This is a genomic window from Streptomyces sp. NPDC059092, assembly GCF_042756365.1.
GTDB lineage: Bacteria > Actinomycetota > Actinomycetes > Streptomycetales > Streptomycetaceae > Streptomyces.
The window spans coordinates 127,136-148,144 of the sequence record NZ_JBHZEJ010000008.1; the positions used below are offsets into that span (position 1 = coordinate 127,136).

General features: G+C 73.9%; 19 protein-coding genes. 8 read left to right on the top strand and 11 right to left on the bottom strand.

The genetic code is table 11. The annotated features are described in order from the left end of the window. Positions 1 to 40 precede the first annotated feature (40 nt). Positions 41 to 2,281: an alkaline phosphatase family protein gene (locus ACFXPL_RS07720; protein ID WP_384914196.1), complete on the bottom strand. Its 2,241-nt coding sequence runs from the start codon at positions 2,279 to 2,281 to the stop codon at positions 41 to 43. 368 nt (positions 2,282 to 2,649) lie between these two features. Next, positions 2,650 to 3,048: a hypothetical protein gene (locus tag ACFXPL_RS07725; protein WP_384914104.1), complete on the bottom strand. Its 399-nt coding sequence runs from the start codon at positions 3,046 to 3,048 to the stop codon at positions 2,650 to 2,652. Positions 3,049 to 3,297: 249 nt separating this feature from the next. Here ACFXPL_RS07725 and ACFXPL_RS07730 point away from each other — a divergent pair, with 249 nt between their 5' ends. Together ACFXPL_RS07730 and ACFXPL_RS07735 are read left to right on the top strand one after the other, a co-directional pair. Continuing rightward, entirely contained in the window at positions 3,298 to 4,089 is a 792-nt protein-coding gene (locus ACFXPL_RS07730; RefSeq protein WP_384914107.1) for an MBL fold metallo-hydrolase, read from the top strand. Next, a complete protein-coding gene (locus tag ACFXPL_RS07735) occupies positions 4,089 to 4,847 on the top strand; it encodes a DedA family protein (protein ID WP_384914199.1) in 759 nt (252 codons plus the stop codon). Before ACFXPL_RS07730 ends, ACFXPL_RS07735 begins: the two co-directional genes overlap by 1 nt. 51 nt (positions 4,848 to 4,898) lie before the next feature. Here ACFXPL_RS07735 and ACFXPL_RS07740 read toward each other — a convergent pair whose 3' ends face one another. Next, positions 4,899 to 6,116: an aminotransferase class I/II-fold pyridoxal phosphate-dependent enzyme gene (locus ACFXPL_RS07740; RefSeq protein WP_384914202.1), complete on the bottom strand. Its 1,218-nt coding sequence runs from the start codon at positions 6,114 to 6,116 to the stop codon at positions 4,899 to 4,901. Positions 6,117 to 6,343: 227 nt separating this feature from the next. On the opposite strand from ACFXPL_RS07740, the gene ACFXPL_RS07745 reads away from it, so the two are divergent. From ACFXPL_RS07745 to ACFXPL_RS07765, 5 genes are all read left to right on the top strand, one after another. Further along, complete coding sequence (locus tag ACFXPL_RS07745; RefSeq protein ID WP_384914110.1) at positions 6,344 to 7,846, top strand: bifunctional phosphatase PAP2/diacylglycerol kinase family protein; 1,503 nt, start codon at positions 6,344 to 6,346, stop codon at positions 7,844 to 7,846. Positions 7,847 to 7,973: 127 nt separating this feature from the next. Beyond that, positions 7,974 to 8,138, top strand: a complete 165-nt coding sequence (locus ACFXPL_RS07750; protein WP_384914113.1) for a hypothetical protein — start codon at positions 7,974 to 7,976, stop codon at positions 8,136 to 8,138. A 72-nt stretch (positions 8,139 to 8,210) separates the two neighbouring features. Next, positions 8,211 to 9,020 carry a methyltransferase domain-containing protein gene (locus ACFXPL_RS07755; RefSeq protein ID WP_384914115.1) on the top strand — a complete coding sequence of 270 codons (810 nt, stop codon included), beginning with the start codon at positions 8,211 to 8,213 and terminating at the stop codon, positions 9,018 to 9,020. A 47-nt stretch (positions 9,021 to 9,067) separates the two neighbouring features. Continuing rightward, entirely contained in the window at positions 9,068 to 9,427 is a 360-nt protein-coding gene (locus tag ACFXPL_RS07760; RefSeq protein WP_384914118.1) for a VOC family protein, read from the top strand. Between the two features lie 189 nt (positions 9,428 to 9,616). Next, complete coding sequence (locus ACFXPL_RS07765; protein WP_384914121.1) at positions 9,617 to 9,976, top strand: DUF6204 family protein; 360 nt, start codon at positions 9,617 to 9,619, stop codon at positions 9,974 to 9,976. Here the strand turns inward: ACFXPL_RS07765 and ACFXPL_RS07770 are convergent. Both ACFXPL_RS07770 and ACFXPL_RS07775 read right to left on the bottom strand, forming a co-directional pair. Then, complete coding sequence (locus tag ACFXPL_RS07770) at positions 9,933 to 10,496, bottom strand: GNAT family N-acetyltransferase (RefSeq protein ID WP_384914124.1); 564 nt, start codon at positions 10,494 to 10,496, stop codon at positions 9,933 to 9,935. The genes ACFXPL_RS07765 and ACFXPL_RS07770 overlap by 44 nt on opposite strands. Positions 10,497 to 10,913: 417 nt before the next feature. Beyond that, complete coding sequence (locus ACFXPL_RS07775) at positions 10,914 to 11,543, bottom strand: TetR/AcrR family transcriptional regulator (RefSeq protein WP_384914127.1); 630 nt, start codon at positions 11,541 to 11,543, stop codon at positions 10,914 to 10,916. Between the two features lie 70 nt (positions 11,544 to 11,613). Here ACFXPL_RS07775 and ACFXPL_RS07780 point away from each other — a divergent pair, with 70 nt between their 5' ends. Beyond that, positions 11,614 to 12,486 carry a ketopantoate reductase family protein gene (locus ACFXPL_RS07780; protein WP_384914130.1) on the top strand — a complete coding sequence of 291 codons (873 nt, stop codon included), beginning with the start codon at positions 11,614 to 11,616 and terminating at the stop codon, positions 12,484 to 12,486. Between the two features lie 208 nt (positions 12,487 to 12,694). Here the strand turns inward: ACFXPL_RS07780 and ACFXPL_RS07785 are convergent, their stop codons facing one another. From ACFXPL_RS07785 to ACFXPL_RS07810, 6 genes are all read right to left on the bottom strand, one after another. Continuing rightward, positions 12,695 to 13,642 carry an LD-carboxypeptidase gene (locus tag ACFXPL_RS07785; RefSeq protein ID WP_384914133.1) on the bottom strand — a complete coding sequence of 316 codons (948 nt, stop codon included), beginning with the start codon at positions 13,640 to 13,642 and terminating at the stop codon, positions 12,695 to 12,697. Beyond that, on the bottom strand, positions 13,639 to 15,657 hold the full coding sequence (locus tag ACFXPL_RS07790) for a prolyl oligopeptidase family serine peptidase (protein ID WP_384914205.1): 2,019 nt from the start codon (positions 15,655 to 15,657) through the stop codon (positions 13,639 to 13,641). The genes ACFXPL_RS07785 and ACFXPL_RS07790 overlap by 4 nt, the downstream gene beginning before the upstream one ends. Before the next feature lie 107 nt (positions 15,658 to 15,764). Next, a complete protein-coding gene (locus tag ACFXPL_RS07795) occupies positions 15,765 to 17,189 on the bottom strand; it encodes a M20/M25/M40 family metallo-hydrolase (RefSeq protein WP_384914136.1) in 1,425 nt (474 codons plus the stop codon). Next, positions 17,182 to 18,015: a M55 family metallopeptidase gene (locus ACFXPL_RS07800; RefSeq protein WP_384914139.1), complete on the bottom strand. Its 834-nt coding sequence runs from the start codon at positions 18,013 to 18,015 to the stop codon at positions 17,182 to 17,184. The genes ACFXPL_RS07795 and ACFXPL_RS07800 overlap by 8 nt, the downstream gene beginning before the upstream one ends. Positions 18,016 to 18,211: 196 nt before the next feature. Continuing rightward, positions 18,212 to 20,317: a SulP family inorganic anion transporter gene (locus ACFXPL_RS07805; RefSeq protein WP_384914142.1), complete on the bottom strand. Its 2,106-nt coding sequence runs from the start codon at positions 20,315 to 20,317 to the stop codon at positions 18,212 to 18,214. After that, positions 20,311 to 20,946: a carbonic anhydrase gene (locus ACFXPL_RS07810; RefSeq protein ID WP_384914145.1), complete on the bottom strand. Its 636-nt coding sequence runs from the start codon at positions 20,944 to 20,946 to the stop codon at positions 20,311 to 20,313. The genes ACFXPL_RS07805 and ACFXPL_RS07810 overlap by 7 nt, the downstream gene beginning before the upstream one ends. Positions 20,947 to 21,009: the final 63 nt, after the last annotated feature.

Here is a 21,009-nt window from a genome sequence, read left to right on the forward strand (position 1 = left end):
TCCTGCTACCGGCGGAAACCGCTCGCACGGGGGACGCGTGCTACGCCGGGTCCCGCTCGTTGTCGGCCGTGCGTGCTCCGGCAGACAGCGCATTCGCCTCGGCGCCGGAGCCGACTTCGGGGCCGGATCCGCTGCCGGATTCGCTGCCGACGCCGGGGCCGGCGCGGGGGCCGGATTCGGTTCCGGAGCCCGCACCGGACGCCTCCGCTGCCGCAGTTGCCTCCGTGGCCTCCGTGGCCGCCGTGGCCTCCGTGGCCTCCGTGGCCGCCGTCGCCGCCGTCGCCGCCGTCGCCGCCCCGAGCGGCACCTGAGGCCCGCCGCCCTCGCGCAGCCACCGCCGGAGGACGGCGTGCACCTGCTCCGCGCCGACGAGTTCACCGCGGTCGGGCACTGGAGCGCTGAGCACCAGCGGCGACAGCAGGAAGGGCCGCGCCTGTTCGCCGCCGAGCCCGCCGTGCGAGCCGATCTGCTCCTCGAAGGCGTGCACCCGGCCCGTCTCCGGGTCGTACATCGAGTTGACCATGATGTCCGCGACGTGCGGGAACCCGTCGGTACGGCGCACCGCGTCGGCCGCGCCGGGCCCCATCCCCGCCAGCGGCCCGTCGTCGTCCAGCGCGTCGACGGGGACCTCGACACCGCTGTGGCCCAGCACCAGGGAGCCGTGCTCCTCGCTCCGTACCAGCAGGAAGCCGATCCCCGGATGACTGGCGAGGGTCCGCAGCAGCGCGGGGTGGCGCCGGTCGATCTCCTCGCGGCTCATCCGTCCCGGCGTGTCCGGGAAGGAGATCAGGCCGAGGTTCCCGGAGGCGAGCACGACCGGCTCCGAGGAGGGCGCGGGAGGCTCCGCCCCCTCGTCCTCGGTACGCTCCGGCCGGTGCAGCGCGCCGAGGACGGCGTGGCGCGCGGCGTCACGTGCCTCCGCCCCGCTCCTGGACCGCTCGGCCCGGCGGGAGACGGGCAGCCCGCACCCGGCCCGCACGAGGTCCTTGAGCGTGAGCCCGTACGCGCCCTCGAAGGTCTCGCCGGGGCTCTGGCCATGGTCGGAGAGGAGCACGATCCGGTACGGGCGGGGGGCGTGCTCGGCGACCCTCGCGATCAGGCCGACCGACCGGTCGAGCCGGGCGAGGACCCGCGCGGCGTCCCTGCTGTGCGGCCCCGAGTGGTGCGCGACCTCGTCGTAGGCGACCAGGTCGGCGTAGACGGCGGTCCGGCCCGCCAGCATGTCGCCGAGCACCGCCGCGACGACGACGTCCCGCTCGACGACGGTCGCGAAGGCCCGGATGAACGGGTAGAGCCCGCCGCGGCCCACCCGCGGCCGGTCACCGCGCAGCCGCGCCCGGGTGGACTGGCCGACCTCGCGGCAGACGTCGGCGACGAACGAGACGACCGTACGCACGGCGTTGGCCGGGTCCGAGAAGTACGCGAAGTAGCCGGCCCGGGAGCGGTTGGCCCTGGCGCGCCGGGCGGCGATGGAGAGCACCAGCGCGAGCTGGTCGGCGCCGCCGCTGAAGAGGTTGCCGCGGCTGGCGCCGTCGAGGGTGAGCAGCCCGCCGTCGCCCGTGCGCTCGACGGCCCTGCGCTGGAGTTCGGCGGCGCTCGCCGGCCGGTTGCTGACCATGATCCGGCCGGTGTCCTTCTCGTACCAGCGGAAGGCGGGGACGTCGTGGTTGGAGCCGTGCAGGATGCCGAGCTGGCTGGCCCCGGTCTGGCTGGACCAGTCGGTGCGCCACGGGGTCAGCCGGTGGGTGGGGCGCTCCCCCAGCCAGCTCGCGATGTGCGGCACGGCGCCCTCGGCGACCGCGTCCAGCAGTACCTGGTGGCCCACCCCGTCGAGCTGGAGGAAGACCGTACCGGGGACGTCGCCCCGCCCGCCGTCGGCCCCGCGCCGGCTCCGTCTGCGCCGTCGGCGGTCGGCGAGGCGCGAGAGTCTGTGCCGGTACGCCTCGTCGTCGCCGACCGCGAGGCCGGTGGCGGTCGCGGAGGCGACGGCGGACATCACGGCGGCGACCACCACAGCGGTCCGCGGGTCGGCGGCGCCCCGGCCGTCGGGGATGAGCCGGAGCGCGATCAGCAGCAGCGAGCCGTTGAGGAAGAACACCAGCAGGCCGAGGACGAGCGCGGGGACCAGCAGCAGCGCCCGGACGAGCACGGGCCAGACCAGCGCGCCGAGCAGACCGAAGGCGCCCGCGCCCCAGGCCGCGGTGACCGCGATCCTGGTGGGGCTGTCCCCGTCGGGCGACTGGAGCTCGAAGTCGGGCAGGATGCCGGCGAGCGCCAGCATCGTCACCGTGGACACCGCCCATACGACGATCACCCGCAGCAGGGCCCGGCCGGTCGTGCGCCATCGCCCCGTCACGGCCCGGCGCACGGCGGAACGCGGATCGGTGAGCGGCTTCACGCGGCTTCGGATCCGGGGCGGGAGCGGAGGAGGGAAACGACGCGGGGCGTCACAGCGGCACCGGGCGTCGTCGGGCGGCGTACGAAGTCGGAGGCGCGGGGCGTCGGGAGCCCGCTCGCTGTCGTGCACCGGGTCCTCAGCACTGCGCTTTCACCTCACGTCCGGCCCGTACGGCTCACGGGCTCGGCCCCCAGCCTCGCACAGCGCCGGGCGGGCCCCCGCGCCCCGCCCTGAAGGAGCACGGAAAGACCCTAGGGGCGCGCCCTCGCCGGTATCGAGAGCCTGCGGTGGACCTCCGCCTTGCGCGCCGCGTCGTAGCGCGGCTCGTCCAGGCCGGCCGTCTCCAGCCGTACGCCCCGGCGCTCGCACTCCGCGGCGAAGGCGGGGACGGAGGTGAACGCCCGTTCGAGCACCCGGTCGTTGGCGGCGACGAAGAGGTCGACCAGCCCCTCCTCGACATCGGTCCACAGGCCGCAGTGGTCGGGGCGCAGCCGGTAGAAGTAGAGCTGGCGGGTGACGGTGTAGCCCTTGTCGGCGGCCCAGCGCGCGCACATCAGGTGCTGGCCGTGGGTGTCCACCAGGAAGGGGTCGCGGTCCAGCTCCTCCAGCGGCGTCAGGCTGGCGATCGCCGTCACGCGTACCTCGCCCATGCCGCTTCCCCGCTTCCCCCGCGTACTTCCGGGCCCGTCTCCCCGGGGCCCGCCTTCGTTCCGCAGACCCTAACCCGCGCAAGCCTTCGTGAGGCAGGCGCGCGCGGGGCGGTCGGAGGCGCGCGTCCGGGCGCACCGCGTCCGGCCGGACGGGTGGCGGCCGTAGGCTGAGTGCGAGGAGCAGCCCCGGGTGGGGAGCGGGAGACCCCGCGCCCCCGCGCGCGCCGGGCGGACGGAGCTGAGGTCGGGTTGGGAACTGTCATCACCTGGTGGGGCCATGCCACCTGTACGGTCGAGGATTCCGGGGTGCGGATCCTGACGGACCCGGTGTTCGTGCGCCGGCTCGCGCATCTGCGCCGGCGCCTGGGCCCCGTACCGCCGCCGGAGGCGGGTGTGGCCGACGCCGTGCTCGTCTCGCATCTGCACTCCGACCATCTCCATCTGCGGTCGCTGGCCAGGCTCGCGCCCGGCACCCGGTTGATCGTGCCGCGCGGCGCGGAACGTTCGGTGCCGGGGCTCCGGCGGCTCGACGCGCGCCGCAATCCGGCGGGGCTGCGGATCACGGAGGTGGACGCGGGCGACGAGGTGGGGATCGGGCCGGTACGGGTACGGGCGGTGCCCGCGCTCCACGACGGGCGCAGGCTGCCGGTCGGCCCGCACCGCTCCCCCGCGCTCGGCTATGTCATCACCGGCGAGTCGCGGACGTATTTCGCGGGCGACACGGGGCTCTTCGACACCATGGCCGAGTCCGTGGGGCCGGTGGACGTGGCGCTGCTGCCGGTCGGTGGCTGGGGGCCGCACCTCGGGCCCGAGCACCTCGACGCGGGGCGCGCGGCCCAGGCGCTGGCGCGGCTGGCGCCGAGCGCCGCGGTGCCGGTGCACTACGGCACGTACTGGCCGATCGGCTTCGACGGGGTCAGACCGCACGAGTTCTACGCGCCGGGCGACGAGTTCGTGCGGAAGGCGGCGCGGCTCGCCCCGGAGGTGGCCGTACATCTGCTGCGGCACGGCGAGAGCGCGCGGCCGGAGGTCGTACGGTGATCGACCGGCTCCTGGCCCAGCTCGCCGTGGTGCCCACCGAGTCGACGCAGCAGGCCGTGGGCTACCCGTCGGTCTTCCTGCTGGTGGCGCTGGGCGCGCTGGTGCCGGTGGTGCCGACGGGCGCGGTGGTGAGTACGGCGGCGGTGGTGGCGTTCCACCAGAGTTCGCCGCTCCCGGCGCTGTCGATGGGTTACCTCTTCCTCGTGGCGTCCTGCGCGGCCTTCCTCGGCGATGTCGCGCTGTACTGGCTCGGCCGGCGCGGGGTCGGCTCGAAGAACGGTTCGCGCTGGCTGGCGGCGCTGCGCAGGAACGCCCCGCCCGACCGCCTCGAACAAGCCCAGCGCAAGCTGCGGGAGCACGGGGTGACGGTGCTGGTGCTGTCCCGGCTGGTGCCCGCCGGGCGGATTCCGGTGATGCTGGCCTGCCTGCTCGGCGAGTGGCGGCTGCGCCGGTTCGCCCGGGGCGACATACCCGCGTGTCTGGCGTGGGCCGCGACGTACCAGCTCATCGGGGTGGCGGGCGGCTCGCTGTTCGCCGAGCCGTGGGAGGGCGTGCTGGCGGCGGTGCTGCTGACGGTGGTGGTCAGCGGCGTCCCGGCGCTCTGGCGCAGGCTGCGGCGGCGTACGGAAGGTACGGGGGGTACGGAGGGTACGGGCGACCAGGCCGGCCCCGGTGGGCCGGGGGCGGACCGGCTCGCAGGTGCCGAGATCCGGCCGGGGCCCGAGCCGCACCCCGGCCCTGAGGGCGGCCGGCCGTGAGGCGCCGTGGTCCAGACAGGGACGAGCGGGAGGCGCCGTGTTCCGCCCCGGTCAGCGCAGTTCGTCGAAGGCCGCCGCGAAGTCGCCGAGCGCCCGCACGACATGGGGCAGTTCCAGGGGCGCCGCCGCGGTGAGGGATTCCTGACGCTGCTCCGGGGTCGCCCCGAGCAGCGGTCCGGTCGGCAGGCGGACGCGCAGGGCGCCCAGTTCCTCCCCGAACCGGTGGCCGCCCGGGGTGTCCGTGCCCAGGCGCGCGCCGAGATGGTTCTCCAGCTCCAGGGAGTCGGTGACGCCGAGCGCGGCCAGCCGGGGACGCAGCGGCCCGAGGTCGGCGTAGAGGTGGCGGCCCGCCCGGGGTGGGCGGGCGAGGGCCCCGGCGGCGAGCACCGTGTGATGAGCGGCCTCGGCGATCCGCCCGTACAGCGTGGCGGCGTCCCGTGCCCGCGCCGTGACCGCCTCCGGTTCGTCCAGCGCGTGGGCGGCGGCAGCGGCGACGGGCCCCGCGACGAAGGCGCCGAGCGCGGTGAGGATGTCGAGGGTCCTGGCGCGCAGGGCGGACCCGGCCGGGGTCGCGGGGTAACGGGCGACGGCCATGGGCCAGGCTGCCGGGAGGAGCGAACCCACCGCGTCGCAGACGATGGTGACCTCGTCGGGCCACATCCGGGCCGGGCTGAGCAGCACCGTCTCGTGCGGGCGGTGCAGGGTGTCGCTCCAGGTCTCGTCGCTGATGATGTGCAGCCCTTCGGCGATCGCCGCCTCGCACGCCGCGCGGACCGGTTCGGGCGGGGCGACCGTGGCCGTGGGGTCGTCGGCGAGGGAGAGCAGCAGCACCCGCGGATCGCCGCCTTCCGCCCGGACCCGGCGGACGGTCTCCAGCAGGGCGTACGGGTCGGGCACGCCGCCCGCGTCGGCGGGGGCCGGCACGTGGTAGGCGGGCCGGCCCAGCAGCCGGGCCTGCGGCGTCCACCAGGCGGGGCAGGGCCGGGGCATGAGGACGTCACCGCCGTGCGCGGCGAGCAGCGCGAGGAGCAGCGGCTGTGCGCCGGGGGCGGCGGCCACGTCGTCGAGGCCGTCGGTCAGCCCGCGGCGGGACCAGTAGCCGCAGGCGGCCTCGCGGAGGACGGCGCCGCCGCCGGGCGGTTCAGGATCGGTCCGCCCGGCCGCCGCCGCGCACGCCTCGGTCAGCTCGGGCAGCGCGGGCAGTCCCGACTCGGGGGCGGGCGGGCCGTAGCGTACGGGACCACGGCCCTCGGGAGCCGTCCGCCGCATATGTGCCACCTCCGTGGCCGCCATTGGGGCGGTCCGTCCCGTGAGCCCACTGTCTTGAGCCCTTTATACGGAGGTTTGTACCTGTGCGCTTCTCGGGTTCCGCCACCCCGTCGTCCCACCCGTGGTCCAGATTTTCGTCCGGACCGGCATCCGCCCGCTCGTCCGTCCCGCCGTCCGCCGGTCCGGCCGGTCCGCTTGGTCCGCCCCCGTCGGGGTATTCGCGTGCCATGCCGAACACCGCTGCCGCCTCCGCCTCCGCCGTCAGCCGCGCCCGGATCGCCGCGCTGCTCGAATCCTGGGACGACCGGGCCTTCCGGGCGGTCGCCGACCGGAACTGGCCGGGTGCCGACCCCGTACTGCCCCGGCTGAGCCGCAGCGCGAACCACGGGCTGCTCTGGATCGGGGCGGCGGCGGGGATGGCTGTGCTGGGCGGCAGCGCGCGCTCGCGCCGGGCGGCCCTGCGGGGCGTGGCGTCGCTGGCCGTCGCGTCGGCGGCCATCAACACGGTGGGCAAGCGCGCGGTGCGCAGGCAGCGTCCGCTGCTCGATGTCGTCCCGGTGATGCGGCGGCTCAAGCGGCAGCCGTTCACCTCGTCCTTCCCGTCGGGTCACGCGGCCTCGGCGGCGGCGTTCGCGACCGGGGTGGCGCTGGAGTCGAGGGGGTGGGGCGCCGCGGTCGCGCCGCTGGCCGCCGCCGTGGCACTGTCCCGGGTCTACACCGGCGTGCACTATCCGAGCGATGTCCTGGCGGGTGCGGCGCTGGGGGTGGGGGCGGCCTACGCGGTACGGGGGATGGTGCCGACGCGCTCGCAACTGCCCGCCCCGGGACGGCCGCACACCCAGGCGCCCGCGCTGCCCGGCGGCCGGGGGCTGACCGTCGTCGTCAACCGCGCCTCGGGGTCCTCGGACACGGCGGAGCTGGTGCGCGAGGCGCTGCCGTTCGCGCGGGTCGTGGTCTGCGCGCCGGAGGAGGTGGACACGGAGCTGGAGAAGGCGGCGGCCGACTGCCGCGCGCTGGGCGTCCTCGGCGGCGACGGAACGATCAACCGGGCCGCGTCGGTCGCCGTACGCCACACGCTGCCGCTGGCGGTCTTCCCGGGCGGCACGCTCAACCACTTCGCGTACGACCTGGGCATCGAGAGCGTCCACGACACCTGCCGGGCGCTGACGGCCGGGGACGCCGTACGGATAGACCTCGGGCGTTTCACCCCGGGTCCTGACGGCGGCGCGCCCGGCCACTTCGTCAACACCTTCAGCCTGGGCGTCTATCCGGAGCTGGTCCGGGTGCGCGAGCAGTGGGCGCCCCGGATCGGCGGTTGGCCCGCCGGGGTGCTGGCGGCGGCGCGGGTGCTCCGCGGTGAGCACCAGATCGACGCGGAGTTCGAGGGCAGGCGGCGGTCACTGTGGCTGCTGTTCGCGGGCAACGGGATCTACCAGCAGATGGGCCCCACCCCCGGCCACCGGCAGAATCTGGCCGACGGCCTGCTGGACCTGCGCATCGTGCACGGCGGCCGGGCCCCGGGCGCCCGCCTGCTCGCCGCCGCGCTGGCCGGCCCGCTGAGCCGCTCGCCCGTCCACGCGGCGGTGCGGATGCGCCGGGTGCGGATCAAGAACATCGCGCCGGGGACCCGGCTCGCGTTCGACGGTGAAGTGGCCGAGGCTCCGGGGGAGCTGACGCTGGACAAGGCGATCGACGCGCTGACGGTCTACCGCCCGCAGGCGCTGCTGTAACCGCCCCCGCCGGAATATCCGCTGGACAGCCCCCGGCGCGCGGCCGAGGATCGCGGGAGTCGCCCCCGAGCCGAGCCCGGGGGCGAACCGGACCGGCGCGCAACGGAGTTGGGGTACCGGCCGCACCGTGCCACGCGGGGCCGGGGGTACGCCGCGTACGAACCGATCCGCGAGCGGGAAGGGCGGGCCCGCCGACGCGATCACCGCGCTGCTGCTCTCGGAGGGCGCACCGCCGACCGCGGTGATCGACGGGCTCGCCGTACGGCCGCTCAACCCTGACATGACCGCATAGTAAGACGCGTATCTCATGATGCGACATGGGGGCGTAGCGTGGCCTGACCACTTCACGAGAGGGAGTCCGGCCATGCCGAAGGAGACCGCCGTCTACACCCACGGGCACCACGAGTCCGTGCTGCGCTCGCACGCCTGGCGCACGGCCGCCAACTCCGCGGCCTACCTCCTGCCCGAACTCCGGGCCGGTCAGGACGTACTGGACGTGGGGTGCGGGCCCGGGACCATCACCGCCGATCTGGCCGCGCTCGTCGCGCCGGGGACGGTGACGGCCGTCGACGCCTCCGAGGGCGTCCTCGACACGGCGCGGGCGACGGCACGGGCCGCGGGCGTGACCAACGTCCGCTTCGCGGTCGCCGATGTCCACTCCCTGGACTTCCCCGACGACTCCTTCGACATCGTCCACGCCCACCAAGTTCTCCAGCACGTCGGCGACCCCGTCCGGGCCCTGAGCGAGATGCGCCGGGTCTGCCGGCCCGGCGGCACGGTGGCGGCGCGGGACTCGGACTACGCCGCCTTCACCTGGTTCCCCGCCGTACCGCCGCTGGACGACTGGCAGGAGCTGTACCGCCGGGTGGCGCGCGCCAACGGCGGGGAACCCGATGCGGGGCGCCGGCTGCTGTCCTGGGCGCGGCGCGCCGGGTTCACCGAGATCGCCGCGACCGCCACGGCCTGGTGTTTCGCCACGCCCGAGGAGCGCGCGTGGTGGAGCGGGCTGTGGGCGGACCGTACGGTCGCTTCGGACTACGCGCGGCGGGCGGTCGACGGCGGACACGCGACGCGTGAACAGCTCTCGGAGATCGCCGCGGCGTGGCGGGAGTGGGGCGCGGCGCGGGACGCCGGGTTCATGGTCCCGCACGGCGAGATCCGCTGCCGCGCCTGAGCCGCCCTCTCCCCCGCGCGCCCACCGGGCCAACTAACCTGGTGGGCATGGAAATCATGGGAACCACGCTGCGTATCTGCGTCGACGACCTGGAGACGTCGGTGGCGTTCTACGAACGTCTCACCGGAAGCCCCGCGCTCCGCTTCGAGCGCGGCGGGGTCTCTGTCGCCGCCGTCGGCTGCTTCCTCCTGATGAGCGGTCCCGCCTCGGAGATCGACGTCCTGCGCAAGGTGACGGCGACCATCGCGGTCAAGGACGTCGACGAGACGCTCACGGTGCTCGCCGGCGGCGGCGCCCGGGTCGTCGCGGGCCCGGTACCGACCCCGGCGGGGCGCAATCTGATCGCCGTCCACCCCGACGGCTCGATCTTCGAGTACGCCGACCGCAAGGTGGTCCCGGAGGCCTGACCGGCCTCGACGGGCGGGCGGCGGCCACTCCTGCCGCCCTTGGCGGGTAGCGGCCGAGGCGGGAGAAGTCGACGGCCACGAAATTCCGCGTGCGCGCCATCCTCTCCGTCGTACGCTGCGCCCTCAAGGCATGCGGAGGGCCCGGTTCGGTCACCGGTCCCGACCACGGAAGAGGAAGTGAGCGGCGGGATGAGCACTCAGCACACGTACCGGGTGATCGTGCGCGGGGCGTGGGAGGGGCTGACGGACGAGAACCGCGCCCGGCTCCTCGCGGAGCTGGACTCGCACGGGCTGGCGCAGATGCGGTTCACCCCGGAGGGCTCGCTCACGTACGACGCGACGCTGAAGCACTTCAGCTACCGCTACGAGGTGGTCTCGGACGCGGCGGACGGCGAGGAGATGGCGGGCGCGTTCGCCGAGGAGCGGGCCGAGGCGGCGCTGCGGGCGCTCGGCTGCGGCCACGGGTCACTGCGGTCCACGGTGACCGATCTGGACACGATGAAGATCAACCGGAAGGGGCCGAAGGGGGCCGCGACGGCACCGCGGTGATCGCCCAGCGCTCGTGGTCGCGCCACCTGCCGTCGACGAGCAGGAAGTCCGGCGAGTAGCCCTCCGGCCGGAACCCGGCGCGCCGTACGAACGTGAGGGATTCGGTGTTGGCGGGCTGGACGTTGGCTTCGAGGCGGTGCAGACCGAGCGGGCCGAAGGCGTGGCGGAGGACCAGCCCCAGCCCCTCGCTCATCAGCCCGCGCCCGGCGGCGTGCGCGAAGGCGCCGTACCCGAGCGCCCCGCACAGGAACGCGCCCCGGACGATGTTGTTGATGTTGATGAACCCGGCGATGCGGTCGTCCTCGCGGGCGCAGACGAGGTGGCCGGCCCGCGCGGGGTCCTCGATGAGCCGGTCCGCGTACGCGGCGTACGCGGCGGGCTCGTCCGGCGGGAAGAGCCAGGGCCGGTGCAGTTCCCGGCTCGCGCGGGCGAGGGCGGTGAACTCGTCGGCGTCCTCGTGGCGGAACGGACGGAGATACGTACGGGCGCCCTCGGCGAGCGGGGTGGGAAGTCCGGGCATCGCGCCAGCTTAGACCGGGCCATGCCGGCCGTTGAGTTCCGGACCTTTGACGCGCCTCTCGCTCGTCGCCCTGGCAACTGCCCTGTCCCTACTGGTCGCAGTCATCGCTGGTGTGCCGTCCTGGGCAGCGGACGGAAGCATTCCACGCGCAGTGCTCTGCGGTGGCGGGGCATTTGCCGTGTGGATGGCCCTCTCCGTCTCCCTTGTACTCAGCCCTGGGCCTGCTCGACAGGGGCGTCGGGCAGGGATGATGTGCGGCCCGGTCGGCTGGAGTGCTCCTCGTGTTCTTCCTGATGGATCTGGTGTCACCGTGTGTGGCCGCCGGGGGCGCATCGGCTCCACGTTCCTCCGGCTTCGGCGACCAGCCGTGCGGCGGTCCTCTGTCGGGCCCGCGCCGCCGGCCTCTGTCCTGGGTCGTCAGGTCCGGGTCGGTGGCCCACTCATCGCCGCCGTCAGGAACGTGATCGCCCATCGCCGGGCCGCCTCGCCCGCTACCGGGGACGCGCAGCCAGGGGAGGGCTGCTGGTGGACCTCAAGGCGGTCGACGGCCGTCACGGCGAGGATCCCCCGCATCCGGAACCGCAGCTCCTCCGGGGAAAGGCCGGGCAGGACGCGTGCGAAGGCCGCGAGGTAGCGCTCGGCGACCGAGGCCTCGGCCGGGCCGGTCCAGGCGCGTGCCTCCTCGGCCGGGTCGCTGAGGATCGTCATGATCAGCCGGGACGTCCGGGCGCCGCCGTCGTCGCCGGCCGGCATCTCGTCGAACAGCGGCCCCGCGAACGCCTCCACCAGTTCACCGACCGGCGGGTCGGGGGTCCGGGCGAGCAGTTTGTCGAGCCCGGCGCACTGGGCGGCGTTGATGGGCTCGACCACGCGGCGGACCACCGCGGCCATCAGCTCCGCCTTCGAGCCGAAGTGGTAGCCGACGGCGGCCAGGTTCGCGCCGGCGAGTTTGGTGATCGCGCGGACCGAGGTGCCGCGGTATCCATGCTCGGCGAAGAGGTACTCGGCCGCGTCGAGGACCTGGGTGCGGGTGTCTGGGGTCGCCACACGAGGGACTCTACATATGTTTGAATGAAACGAACGTATGAATCAAACGAACGTGTGAATGAGGACTGCCATGAAGCTGCTCGTGTACGGCGCCGGGGTTTGCGGCAGCCTGTTCGCCGCCCGCATGCATGAGGCCGGCCACGACGTCTCGCTCCTCGCCCGGGGCGAGCGCCTGACCGCCCTGCGCCGGCACGGAGTGCGACTCGCCGAGGAGGACGGCCCAGTTGTCGGGCGGGTGCCGGTACCGGTGGTCGAGCACCCGGACGGCGGGTACGACCTGATCACCGTCTTCGTCCGCACCCACCAGGTGGACGCGGTGCTGGAATCACTCGCCGGTGTCCAAGGTGACGTGCTGTTCCTGCTCAACTGGGCAGCCGGCCCGGAGACGCTGGGTGCGGCGATCGGCCACGAGCGGGTGCTGCTCGGCTTCCCCACGACCGGCGGCACGATGGACGGCGACGTGGTCCGCTACCGCAAGACCGATTTCATCACCCGCCGGGTCGCGACGCCGATCGGCGAGCCCGACGGCCGTACCACCCCGCGACTGGAACGGATCGTAAAGACGTTCCGTACCGCCGGGATCAACGCCAAGGCCGAGCCGCAGATGGATGCCTGGCTCAGGACGCACGCCGCCTTCGAGGTCCCGCTCGGGCAGGCGGTGCATGCGGCGGGCGGCCCGGTGGTGCTGGCCGACGACCCGGACGCGGTCCGCGGCATGCTCCACCTCATGCGGCGGAACCTCGCCGCGTTGGGGGCGCCGCCGGTGCCTCGCGCGTTCGCCGCGTTGCGGTGTCTGCCGCAAGGGCTCCTCGTGGCCGCGCTCCGGCGCTTCCTGAAGAGCCCGACGGCCGTGCACAGCGGACTCAACGACCCCTCCCCCGCCACGGCGGCCGAACTCGAACGGCTGACCGAACAGCTCCGTACCCCCGCGGCAGCCCGCTGAGCGACCCAGGACGGCGAAAACCTCACCACCCCGGCGGTCGCCTCCGCGGCGGACCACGTCGACGTGAAGTAGCCCTCGGGAGGTCATCCACCCTCCGGCAAGCGCAAAAGGCCCAGACCGGAAACCCTTCGGCCTGGGCCTTCCTGAGCCTCGGCTGTTTCCGGCCGACCGGCCGGTCAGCCGCTGGTCAGGGCAGGGGCAGGCCGGGTCAGGTCAGCGCGGGCACGTCCAGGGTGAGCGTGGCGCTCTGCGCGTCCAGTACCCCGGGCACGCCCAGCGGCACCGTCAGCGCCGTGTCGCCGTGCCCGAAGCCCAGCTCCTCGACCACCGGTACGCCGAGGCCCCCGAGCCGGTCGAGCAGCACCGCCCGAACGTCCTCGTACGGGCCACACTGCGCCCAGGAGCCGAGGCCGATCCCGGCGACGCCGTCCAGCCAGCCGGAGCGGAGCAGTTGGGTGAGGATACGGTCCAGGCGGTACGGCTCCTCGCCGACGTCCTCGATCATCAGCAGCCCGCCGGCGGCGGAGGGCCGGACGTACGGTGTGGCGAGGTCGGCGGCGAGCAGGCTGACGCAGCCGCCGAGGGTGACGCCGCGCGCCCGACCCGGGACCAGCCCGCGCGCCGTGTCCAGGCCGAGGGTGCGTACCGACTCGGGCGCGAACAGGGTGGCGCGCAGCGACTCCTGCGTCCCGGGGTCCTTGAGGAAGGTGAGGGTGGCGGTCATCGGGCCGTGCAGGGTGACCAGCCCCGCCCGGACGGCGAACGCCTCGTGGAGCGCGGTGATGTCGCTGTAGCCGACGAGGACCTTGGGGCCCGCGGCGCGGATCGCGGTCCAGTCGAGCAGATCCACCATGCGCTGGGCCCCGTACCCGCCCCGGGCGCAGAACACGGCGGAGACGGACGGGTCGCACCACGCCTCCTGGAGGTCGCGGGCGCGGTCCGCGTCGCCGCCGGCGAGGTAGCCGTGGGGGTGGACGTCCAGGACGTGGGGGGCCACCACGGGGTCGAGGTCCCAGCCGCGCAGGACGTCGAGTCCGGCGTCGAGCCGGTCGGCGGGGACCGGGCCGCTGGGCGCCACGACGGCGACGCGGGCCCCCGGCCGCAGCCGCGCGGGCCGGGTCAGGGGCGTCACCCGTGGTCCGGACGGAGGGGTCATGTCGTCAGCTCCAGACGCGGGACATCGGTGCGGGTGATGCCGAAGGTCTGTGCGTACAGGGAGAGTTCGGCCTCCAGCGCACGCACCATCGTGTCGGCCCTGCGGAAGCCGTGCCCCTCGCCCTCGAAGGCGATGTACGCGTGCGGGATGCCGCGTCCGGCCGTGCGCTCCAGGAAGCGCGCGCTCTGGGCGGGCGGGCAGATCACGTCGTCGAGTCCCTGGAGCAGCAGGAACGGCGCGGTGATCCGGTCGACGTGCTGGAGGGGTGAGCGGTCGCGGTAGCGGCCGGGGACCTCGTCGAAGGGCCCGATCAGCGAGTGGAGGTACTGGGACTCGAAGTCATGGGTCTCGTCGGTGGCCCAGCCGACCAGATCGAGGACGGGGTAGATGATCGTGCCGCAGGCGTAGACGTCCGTGGCCGTGAGGGAGGCCGCCGTGGTCCAGCCGCCGGCGCTGCCGCCGCGTACGGCGATCCTGGCGCGGTCGGCGGTGCCCTCGTCGGCCAGCGCCTCGGCGACGGCCGCGCAGTCCTCGACGTCGACCACGCCCCACTGTTCGCGCAGCCGGTCGCGGTAGGCGCGCCCGTAGCCGGTGGAGCCGCCGTAGTTGACCTCGGCGACGCCGATGCCGCGCGAGGTGAAGTAGGCGATCTCCAGGTCGAGGACGAGGGGCGCGTGCCCGGTGGGTCCGCCGTGGGCCCACACCACGTACGGCGGCAGTTCGTCGGCGGGGGCTGCGCGGCCCGGGTGGTGCGGCGGATAGATGTGGGCGTGGATCTCGCGGTGGTCGGGACCGGTGAAGGTACGGATCTGGGGCTCGGGGTAGTACGCGGGGTCCACGGGGTCGTGGTGCGCCGAGCCGACGACGCGCGCCTCTCCCGTACGGGTGTCCACCTCCACGACCTCGTACGCGCTGCGCGGGCTGGCGGCGACGCCGATGACGTGGTCGCCCCGGACGGCGAGGGTGGGGGCCCACTCCGTCCAGGGCCCGGCGGCGTCGACGAGTTCGCCGGTCCCGGGGTCGAGGATGCCGAGCGCGGTGGAGCCCCGGCCGTGGACGACGGCGATCAGCCCGTTCGCCAGCGGCTGGAACCACCGCAGACCGATCTTCCACAACGGGCCGCCGAACTCCTCCCGGCGGCCGGCGCAGAGCGCCGTACTCGCGACGACACCGTCGCCGGACCCGTCGGGGCGGACCCGTTGCAGCTCCCACCAGTCGCTCAGGTCGGAGACGAGGAGCAGCGAGCCGTCGGGCGCCCAGTCGACCTGCGCGACCGACTCGTCGGTGTCCCCCACGACCCGCCGGACCCCGGTGAAGGGGACCGTGCCGGTGGCGGGGTCGGGTGCGGTGACCTGGCCGAGCAGCACCTCGGTGCCCTCCCACGGCATCCGCGGATGGTCCCAGGCGATCCAGGCGACGGAGCGCCCGTCCGGCGAGAGCCGGGGTCCGGTGACGAAGCGGTGCCGGTCGTCGGAGAGTTCGGTGACGGCCGTACGGTCCCCGGCGGCAGAGCCGTCCAGCGGAACGGCCACGATCGCCCGGCGTACGTCGGTGGGCCGCTCACCGGTGAACTCCTCCATGACGCACCAGACTTCGCCCCGGTCCAGGTGGATCACCGGGTCGGCCCAGCGGAGCCCGCCGCCGACGGCCGACACCGGGGTGAGCGGGCGCGGCAGCACGGCGCCGTCCGGCTCGTACGCGTACAGCCGCTGGTCGGGGAGGTGGACGAAGACGGCGAGCGGGCCGTCGGCGGGCCGCTCCGCCGCCGCCCAGGGCAGGCCGCCGTACTCGATCACCCGGCTGCGGACGTCCCAGGGCGCCGGCAGCACGGGCTCCTCGTGGCCGTCGGCGCGGCGGCGTACGAGCGCACGCCGGCCGCCCTCCTCCGGGCGCGGCTCGGTCCACCACACCTCGTCGCCGACCGTCCCCACGTACTCGGGGCGCCCGCCGTGCGAGGCCGCCAGGGTGGCGTCGATGGGGGACGGCCAGGTCCCGTAGGGCCCGATGGGCAGTATCACTTACGTTCCTCGCTCCTCGGCACGGCGGTGGTCGTGCGTACGCGGACGGATGCGGACGGGCTCAGGCGGATCGGTCGGGTCGGGTCGGGTGGGTCGGGTGGGATTCAGGCGGTCTTCAGATAGTGGTCGAGCACCCGGACACCGAAGTGCAGCGCCGAGACCGGCACCCGTTCGTCCACGCCGTGGAAGAGCGCCTGGTAGTCGAAGCCGGGCGGCAGTTGGAGCGGGGAGAAACCGTAGCCGGTGATGCCGAGGCGGGAGAACTGCTTGGCGTCCGTGCCGCCCGACATGCAGTACGGCACGGTGTGCCCGGCCGGGTCGAAGCGCTCGACGGCGGCGCGCAGCTTGGCGAAGGTCGGTGAATCGACGGGGGCCTGGAGGGCGACCTCCCGGTGGTGGAACTCCCACTCCACGTCGGGGCCCGTCAGCACGTCCATGGTGGTACGGAACTCCTCGTCGCCGCCGGGCACCGTCCGCCCGTCGACGTACGCCGTGGCCTGCCCCGGGATCACGTTGACCTTGTAACCGGCCTCCAGGACCGTCGGGTTGGCGCTGTTGCGCACCGTCGGCTCGATCAGCGCGGCGGCCGGGCCGAGCTTGCCCAGCAGACCGTCCACATCGAGGTCCGCGGCGTACACGTCGGTCTCTATGCCGTGCAGCACGGCGATCTCGGCGAGCGCCGCCCGTACGGTCGGGGTGAGCCGGACGGGCCACGGGTGGTCGCCGATCCTGGCGACGGCGGCGGCCAGCCGGCTGACGGCGTTGGCGCGGTTCACCTTGGAGCCGTGCCCCGCCCTGCCGTGGGCGGTCAGCTTGAGCCAGCCGGTGCCGCGTTCACCGGCGCCGATGGGGTAGAGCGCCATGCCGGGGCCCGCGTGGAAGGTGAAGGCGCCGGATTCGCTGATGCCTTCCGTGCATCCCTCGAACAGCTCGGGGTGGTGGTCGGCGAGGAAGCCGGAGCCGTCCTCGGCGCTGGCCTCCTCGTCGGCGGTGTAGGCGATGACGATGTCGCGGCGCGGCCGGATCCCGTTCCTGGCCCAGGCCCGGACGACGGAGAGGACCATCGCGTCCATGTTCTTCATGTCGACCGCGCCCCGGCCCCACACCACCCCGTCCCTGATCTCGCCGGAGAACGGGTGGACGGTCCAGTCGGCGGGCTCGGCGGGGACGACGTCGAGATGGCCGTGGACGAGGAGCGCGTCGGCGGACGGGTCGGTGCCCTCGATCCTGGCCACGACGTTGGTGCGCCCGGAGGTCCGCTCCAGGAGGGTGGGTTCGAGTCCGGCGGCCGCGAGTCGCTCCGCGACGTACTCGGCCGCCGGCCGCTCCCGGCAGTCCCCGCCGCCCCGGTTGGTGGTGTCGATACGGATGAGGTCGGAGGTGAAGGTGACGACCTCGTCGAGCGCTGCCGCGTCCAGGGCATCTCCGCTGTTGCTGGTGCCACTGGCACTACTGGCGTTGCTGGTGTCACCGACGTCGCTGATGTTACGGGTGTTGTCGCCGGTGTCGCTGGTGTTCATGTCAGCCATACTGCTCCTCCACGGCGGACGAAACGATCGTCGTGACCGCTTTGAAGGTGCGAATGGCCTCATACATCGTCCTGCTGGTGTACGTGACACGCCGTTCGCCGCTGAGCGCGACGCCCGGTACGACCGTGGCGGCGGCGGGGAGATGGGCCGCGTCGAACTCCAGCTCCAGGGTGAACGGGCCGCCGTCGACGGGGGCGTGGCGCACGGCGAGGGCCGTCGCGTCCTTCGCGGCGGCGCGGATGTCCGCGGCGGTACGGGCCGGGGTGCGGCAGACGGCGGCGTACCGCGAGACGTGGTCCTTCACGGCGACCTTGTGCGCCTCGGGCGCGTAACCGATCGCGTCCTCGCAGGTCAGGTCGTCGCCGGTGACCAGGACGACGGGGACGCCGTACTCGGCGACGACGTGCGCGTTGAGCAGGCCCTCACTGGCGCGCACGCCGTTCAGCCAGACCCCGGTGAGGGTGTTGGCGAGATAGGTGTGGGCGAGCACGCCCTCCGTACCGGCGCCGGTGTGGTAGCCGACGAAGGCGATGCCGTCGACGTCGCCGTGCTGCACGCCCTCGACCATGGAGAGCGCCTTGTGACGCCCGGTGAGCATCTCGGCGCGCTCGTCCAGCCGCTCCAGCAGCAGATTGCGCATGGACCAGTGCGCCTCGTTGACGAGGACCTCGTCGGCGCCGCCGTCGAGGAAGCCGAGCACCGCCGCGTTGACGTCCGAGGTGAACAGGGCGCGGCAGCGCTCCCACTGCGGTGTGCCCGGCAGGACGTCGCCGGGCCAGGTCACCCCGGTGGCGCCCTCCATGTCGGCGCTGATCAGGATCTTCACAGGTGGCTCCGTTCTCCGCCCGGCGCCGCGCGGCCGCACGCCGGTCCTGAGGGCAGGGCGAGTGTAGACCGACAGAACGCCTGCCCCGTAGGGGTCACGCCGAAAAGGGCATGTCCTCGCCAGTACGTCACACGTGTACGGCGCGCCCCCGGGCAGGGGCACGCCGTACGGACCGGGTCGCCGGGCGGGCGCGGGGTCAGCGCATGCGCGCCGGGGGCTGGTACCCGCCCTGTCCCGTCGGGTCCATCGGGCCGAAGGGGTCCATCGGGTCGGTGGAGGTCCGGTACTCCTCGACCGGTGTCGGGTCGAGGTAGAACCACTCCGCCGTCGGTCCCGGCGTCGCCGCCAGATCCCCCTGGGTCCCCTGGCCGGCGGCCGAGGAGGGCTGTGCGGCGGACGGGGCGGGCGCGTCGGGGGTGTTGGGGCGCAGCAGTTCCACCCGTACCTCACCGCTGCCCCGCTGCTGGGCCACGAACTCGTCGACCTGGCTGCGGCAGGCGTGGTCCCAGTGGGTGACGGCGGTCAGGTCGAGGCGGATCCTGGGCATTCCGGCGGAGGCGACCTCCTCCAGCGCGTCGATCAGCTTCGGGAGCCGCAGGAAGGTCGCGTTGCCCGCCATGACCAGCTTCGCCGTGTCGCCGGCCACCTCGGTGCGTACCGAGGTCTGCGACATCCGCAGCGCGGCCAGGAGGATGCCCGCCGCGAGGCCCACGAGGACGCCTTCGAGGAGGGCGGTGGCGACGATCACGACCGTGGTGAGGGTCATGACGGCGAACTCGCCCCGGTCCTGGCGCCACATCTTCGGGAACTCCGCCGGCGCGAACAGCTTCCAGCCGCTGTGCACCAGGACGCCCGCGAGGACGGAGATCGGGATGAGGGCGAGCACGCCGGGCAGCAGTACGGCGAAGGCGAGCAGCCACAGGCCGTGCAGGGTGCGGGAGAGCCGGGTCTTGGCGCCCGCCTGCACATTGGCGGAGCTGCGCGCGACGACGGCGGTCATCGGCAGCGCGCCGAGGAACCCGCAGAGCGTGTTGCCCGCGCCCTGCGCGATCAGTTCGGAGTTGTAGCGGGTGCGTTCGCCGGTGTGCATCCGGTCCACGGCGGCGGCCGTGAACAGGCTCTCGGCCGAGGCGATGATGGTGAAGGTGAGCACGGTGGTGAGGACGGCGCCGTTGGCGAGCAGCGCGAACTGGGACGGTCCGGGGATCTGGACGGACGCCAGGAGATTGCCGACCTGGAGGGTGGTGATGTTCACCCCGGGCAGTGCGGCGACCGCCATGCCGCCGGCCACCGCGACCAGCGCGGCGGGCATCTTGTTCACCGGGGCCGGCATCTTCTTCCAGAGGAAGCTGAGGACGACGGTGCCGATGCCGAGCGCCGCCGCGATCATCTTCTGCGGGTCGGCCAGGGTGTCCGCGATCAGTCCGGGGATGCCGAGCATGTTCTCGACCGGTACGCCGATGGCCTTGGCGTCGGCCATCGGGTACGCCTGACTGAACATCAGCGGCAGCCCGATCCCGGCGAGCATGCCCTGCACCACGGCGATGGAGATGGCCTGGAACATCCTGCCCAGGCGGATCAGTCCGAGCCCGATCTGGAGGAGCCCGGAGGCCAGCACGATCACGCCGAGGGTGGCGAGTCCGTGTTCCAGGACCGCCTCGGCGACCAGCGCCGCGAGTCCGGCGGCGGGGCCGCTCACCTGGAGGGTGCTGCCGCGTGCCATGCCGACGACCAGGCCGCCCACGACACCGGAGATGATGCCCAGTTCGGGCGGGGTGCCGGAGGCGACGGCCACACCGATGCAGAGGGGCAGCGCGACGAGGAAGACGACGAAGGACGCGGTGATCTCGGTGGCGAGGTCGGCTTTCCGGCCGGCCCCCGGCTTCTTCTTCCCGGCCGCTGAGCCCGACGGCGCCTTCCCGGCGGGCCGCGGGGGCCCGGGCGGCCTCGGCGGCGCGGACGGTGGCGCCCCGTAGGAGGCCGCCGCGGTGCCGAAGGGGGCCTTCGCGTACGGGTCCTTCGCGTACGGGTCCGTGCCATAGGGGTCCGGGCCGGAGTACGGATCCGCGGTGGACGCGTACGGATCGGCGACGGGGTACGGATCCGCGTAGGGGTCCATGGGCGCGTACGGGTCCGCGCCGAAGGCGTCGAACGGATCCGGCCGCACCGTGCCGTATTCCGGTTCGGGCTCGGGTTCGTGCGCCCGGTCCGGGCCGCGGCCCGCGTGCCGGCCCCGGTGGCGGCCGTTGCCGGGCGGGCCGGGCTGGACGGGGCCGCCGTACCCCTGCCCCGGGCTCAGCACGCGTGCACCCGGAAGCTGTCGTCTTCCTCGTCCAGCTCCCACACCTCACCGGTGTGGACCTCGTAGTACCAGCCGTGCAGCTTCAGCCTGCCCTCCGCGAGGCGCCGCCGGGCCGCCGGATACTCGCGCAGCGCGGCCAGTTGGACCCGTACGTTGAGCTGTGCCAGCTCCGTGACGAGCGCGTCCCCCGGGGCGGCCGGATCCGTACCGTCCAACGGCTCGCGGTCCAGTACGGAGGCCAGTCCCGGCCTCGCGTTCTCCAGCCAGGCGCCCACGCCGGGCAGGGCGGAGAGATCCTTGCCGGAGGCCAGGGCGCCCATCGCGCCGCAGTGCGAGTGTCCGCAGACGACGATGTCCCGTACGTCGAGCACTTCGAGCGCGTACTCGACGGTGGCGGCCTCGCCGGAGACGAGATGAGGCATGTGCGGCGGGACGATGTTGCCGGCGTTGCGTATTTCGAAGACTTCACCGGGGCGCGCACCCGTGATCAATGCGGGGATGACGCGGGAATCGGAACAGGCGACGAAGAGTGCCTGCGGAAATTGCCCCTCGGCCAGTTTCCGATATGTCTCGCTTTCGAAATCCACCCGGCGTCGGAACGAGCGGGCGCGTTCGAGCAGAGCCTTCATGGTGCCTCCCCAGGGGGCGGTTGTAGCCAGGACCTGGTTCAACACAGTAGAGAGCGCTACCCA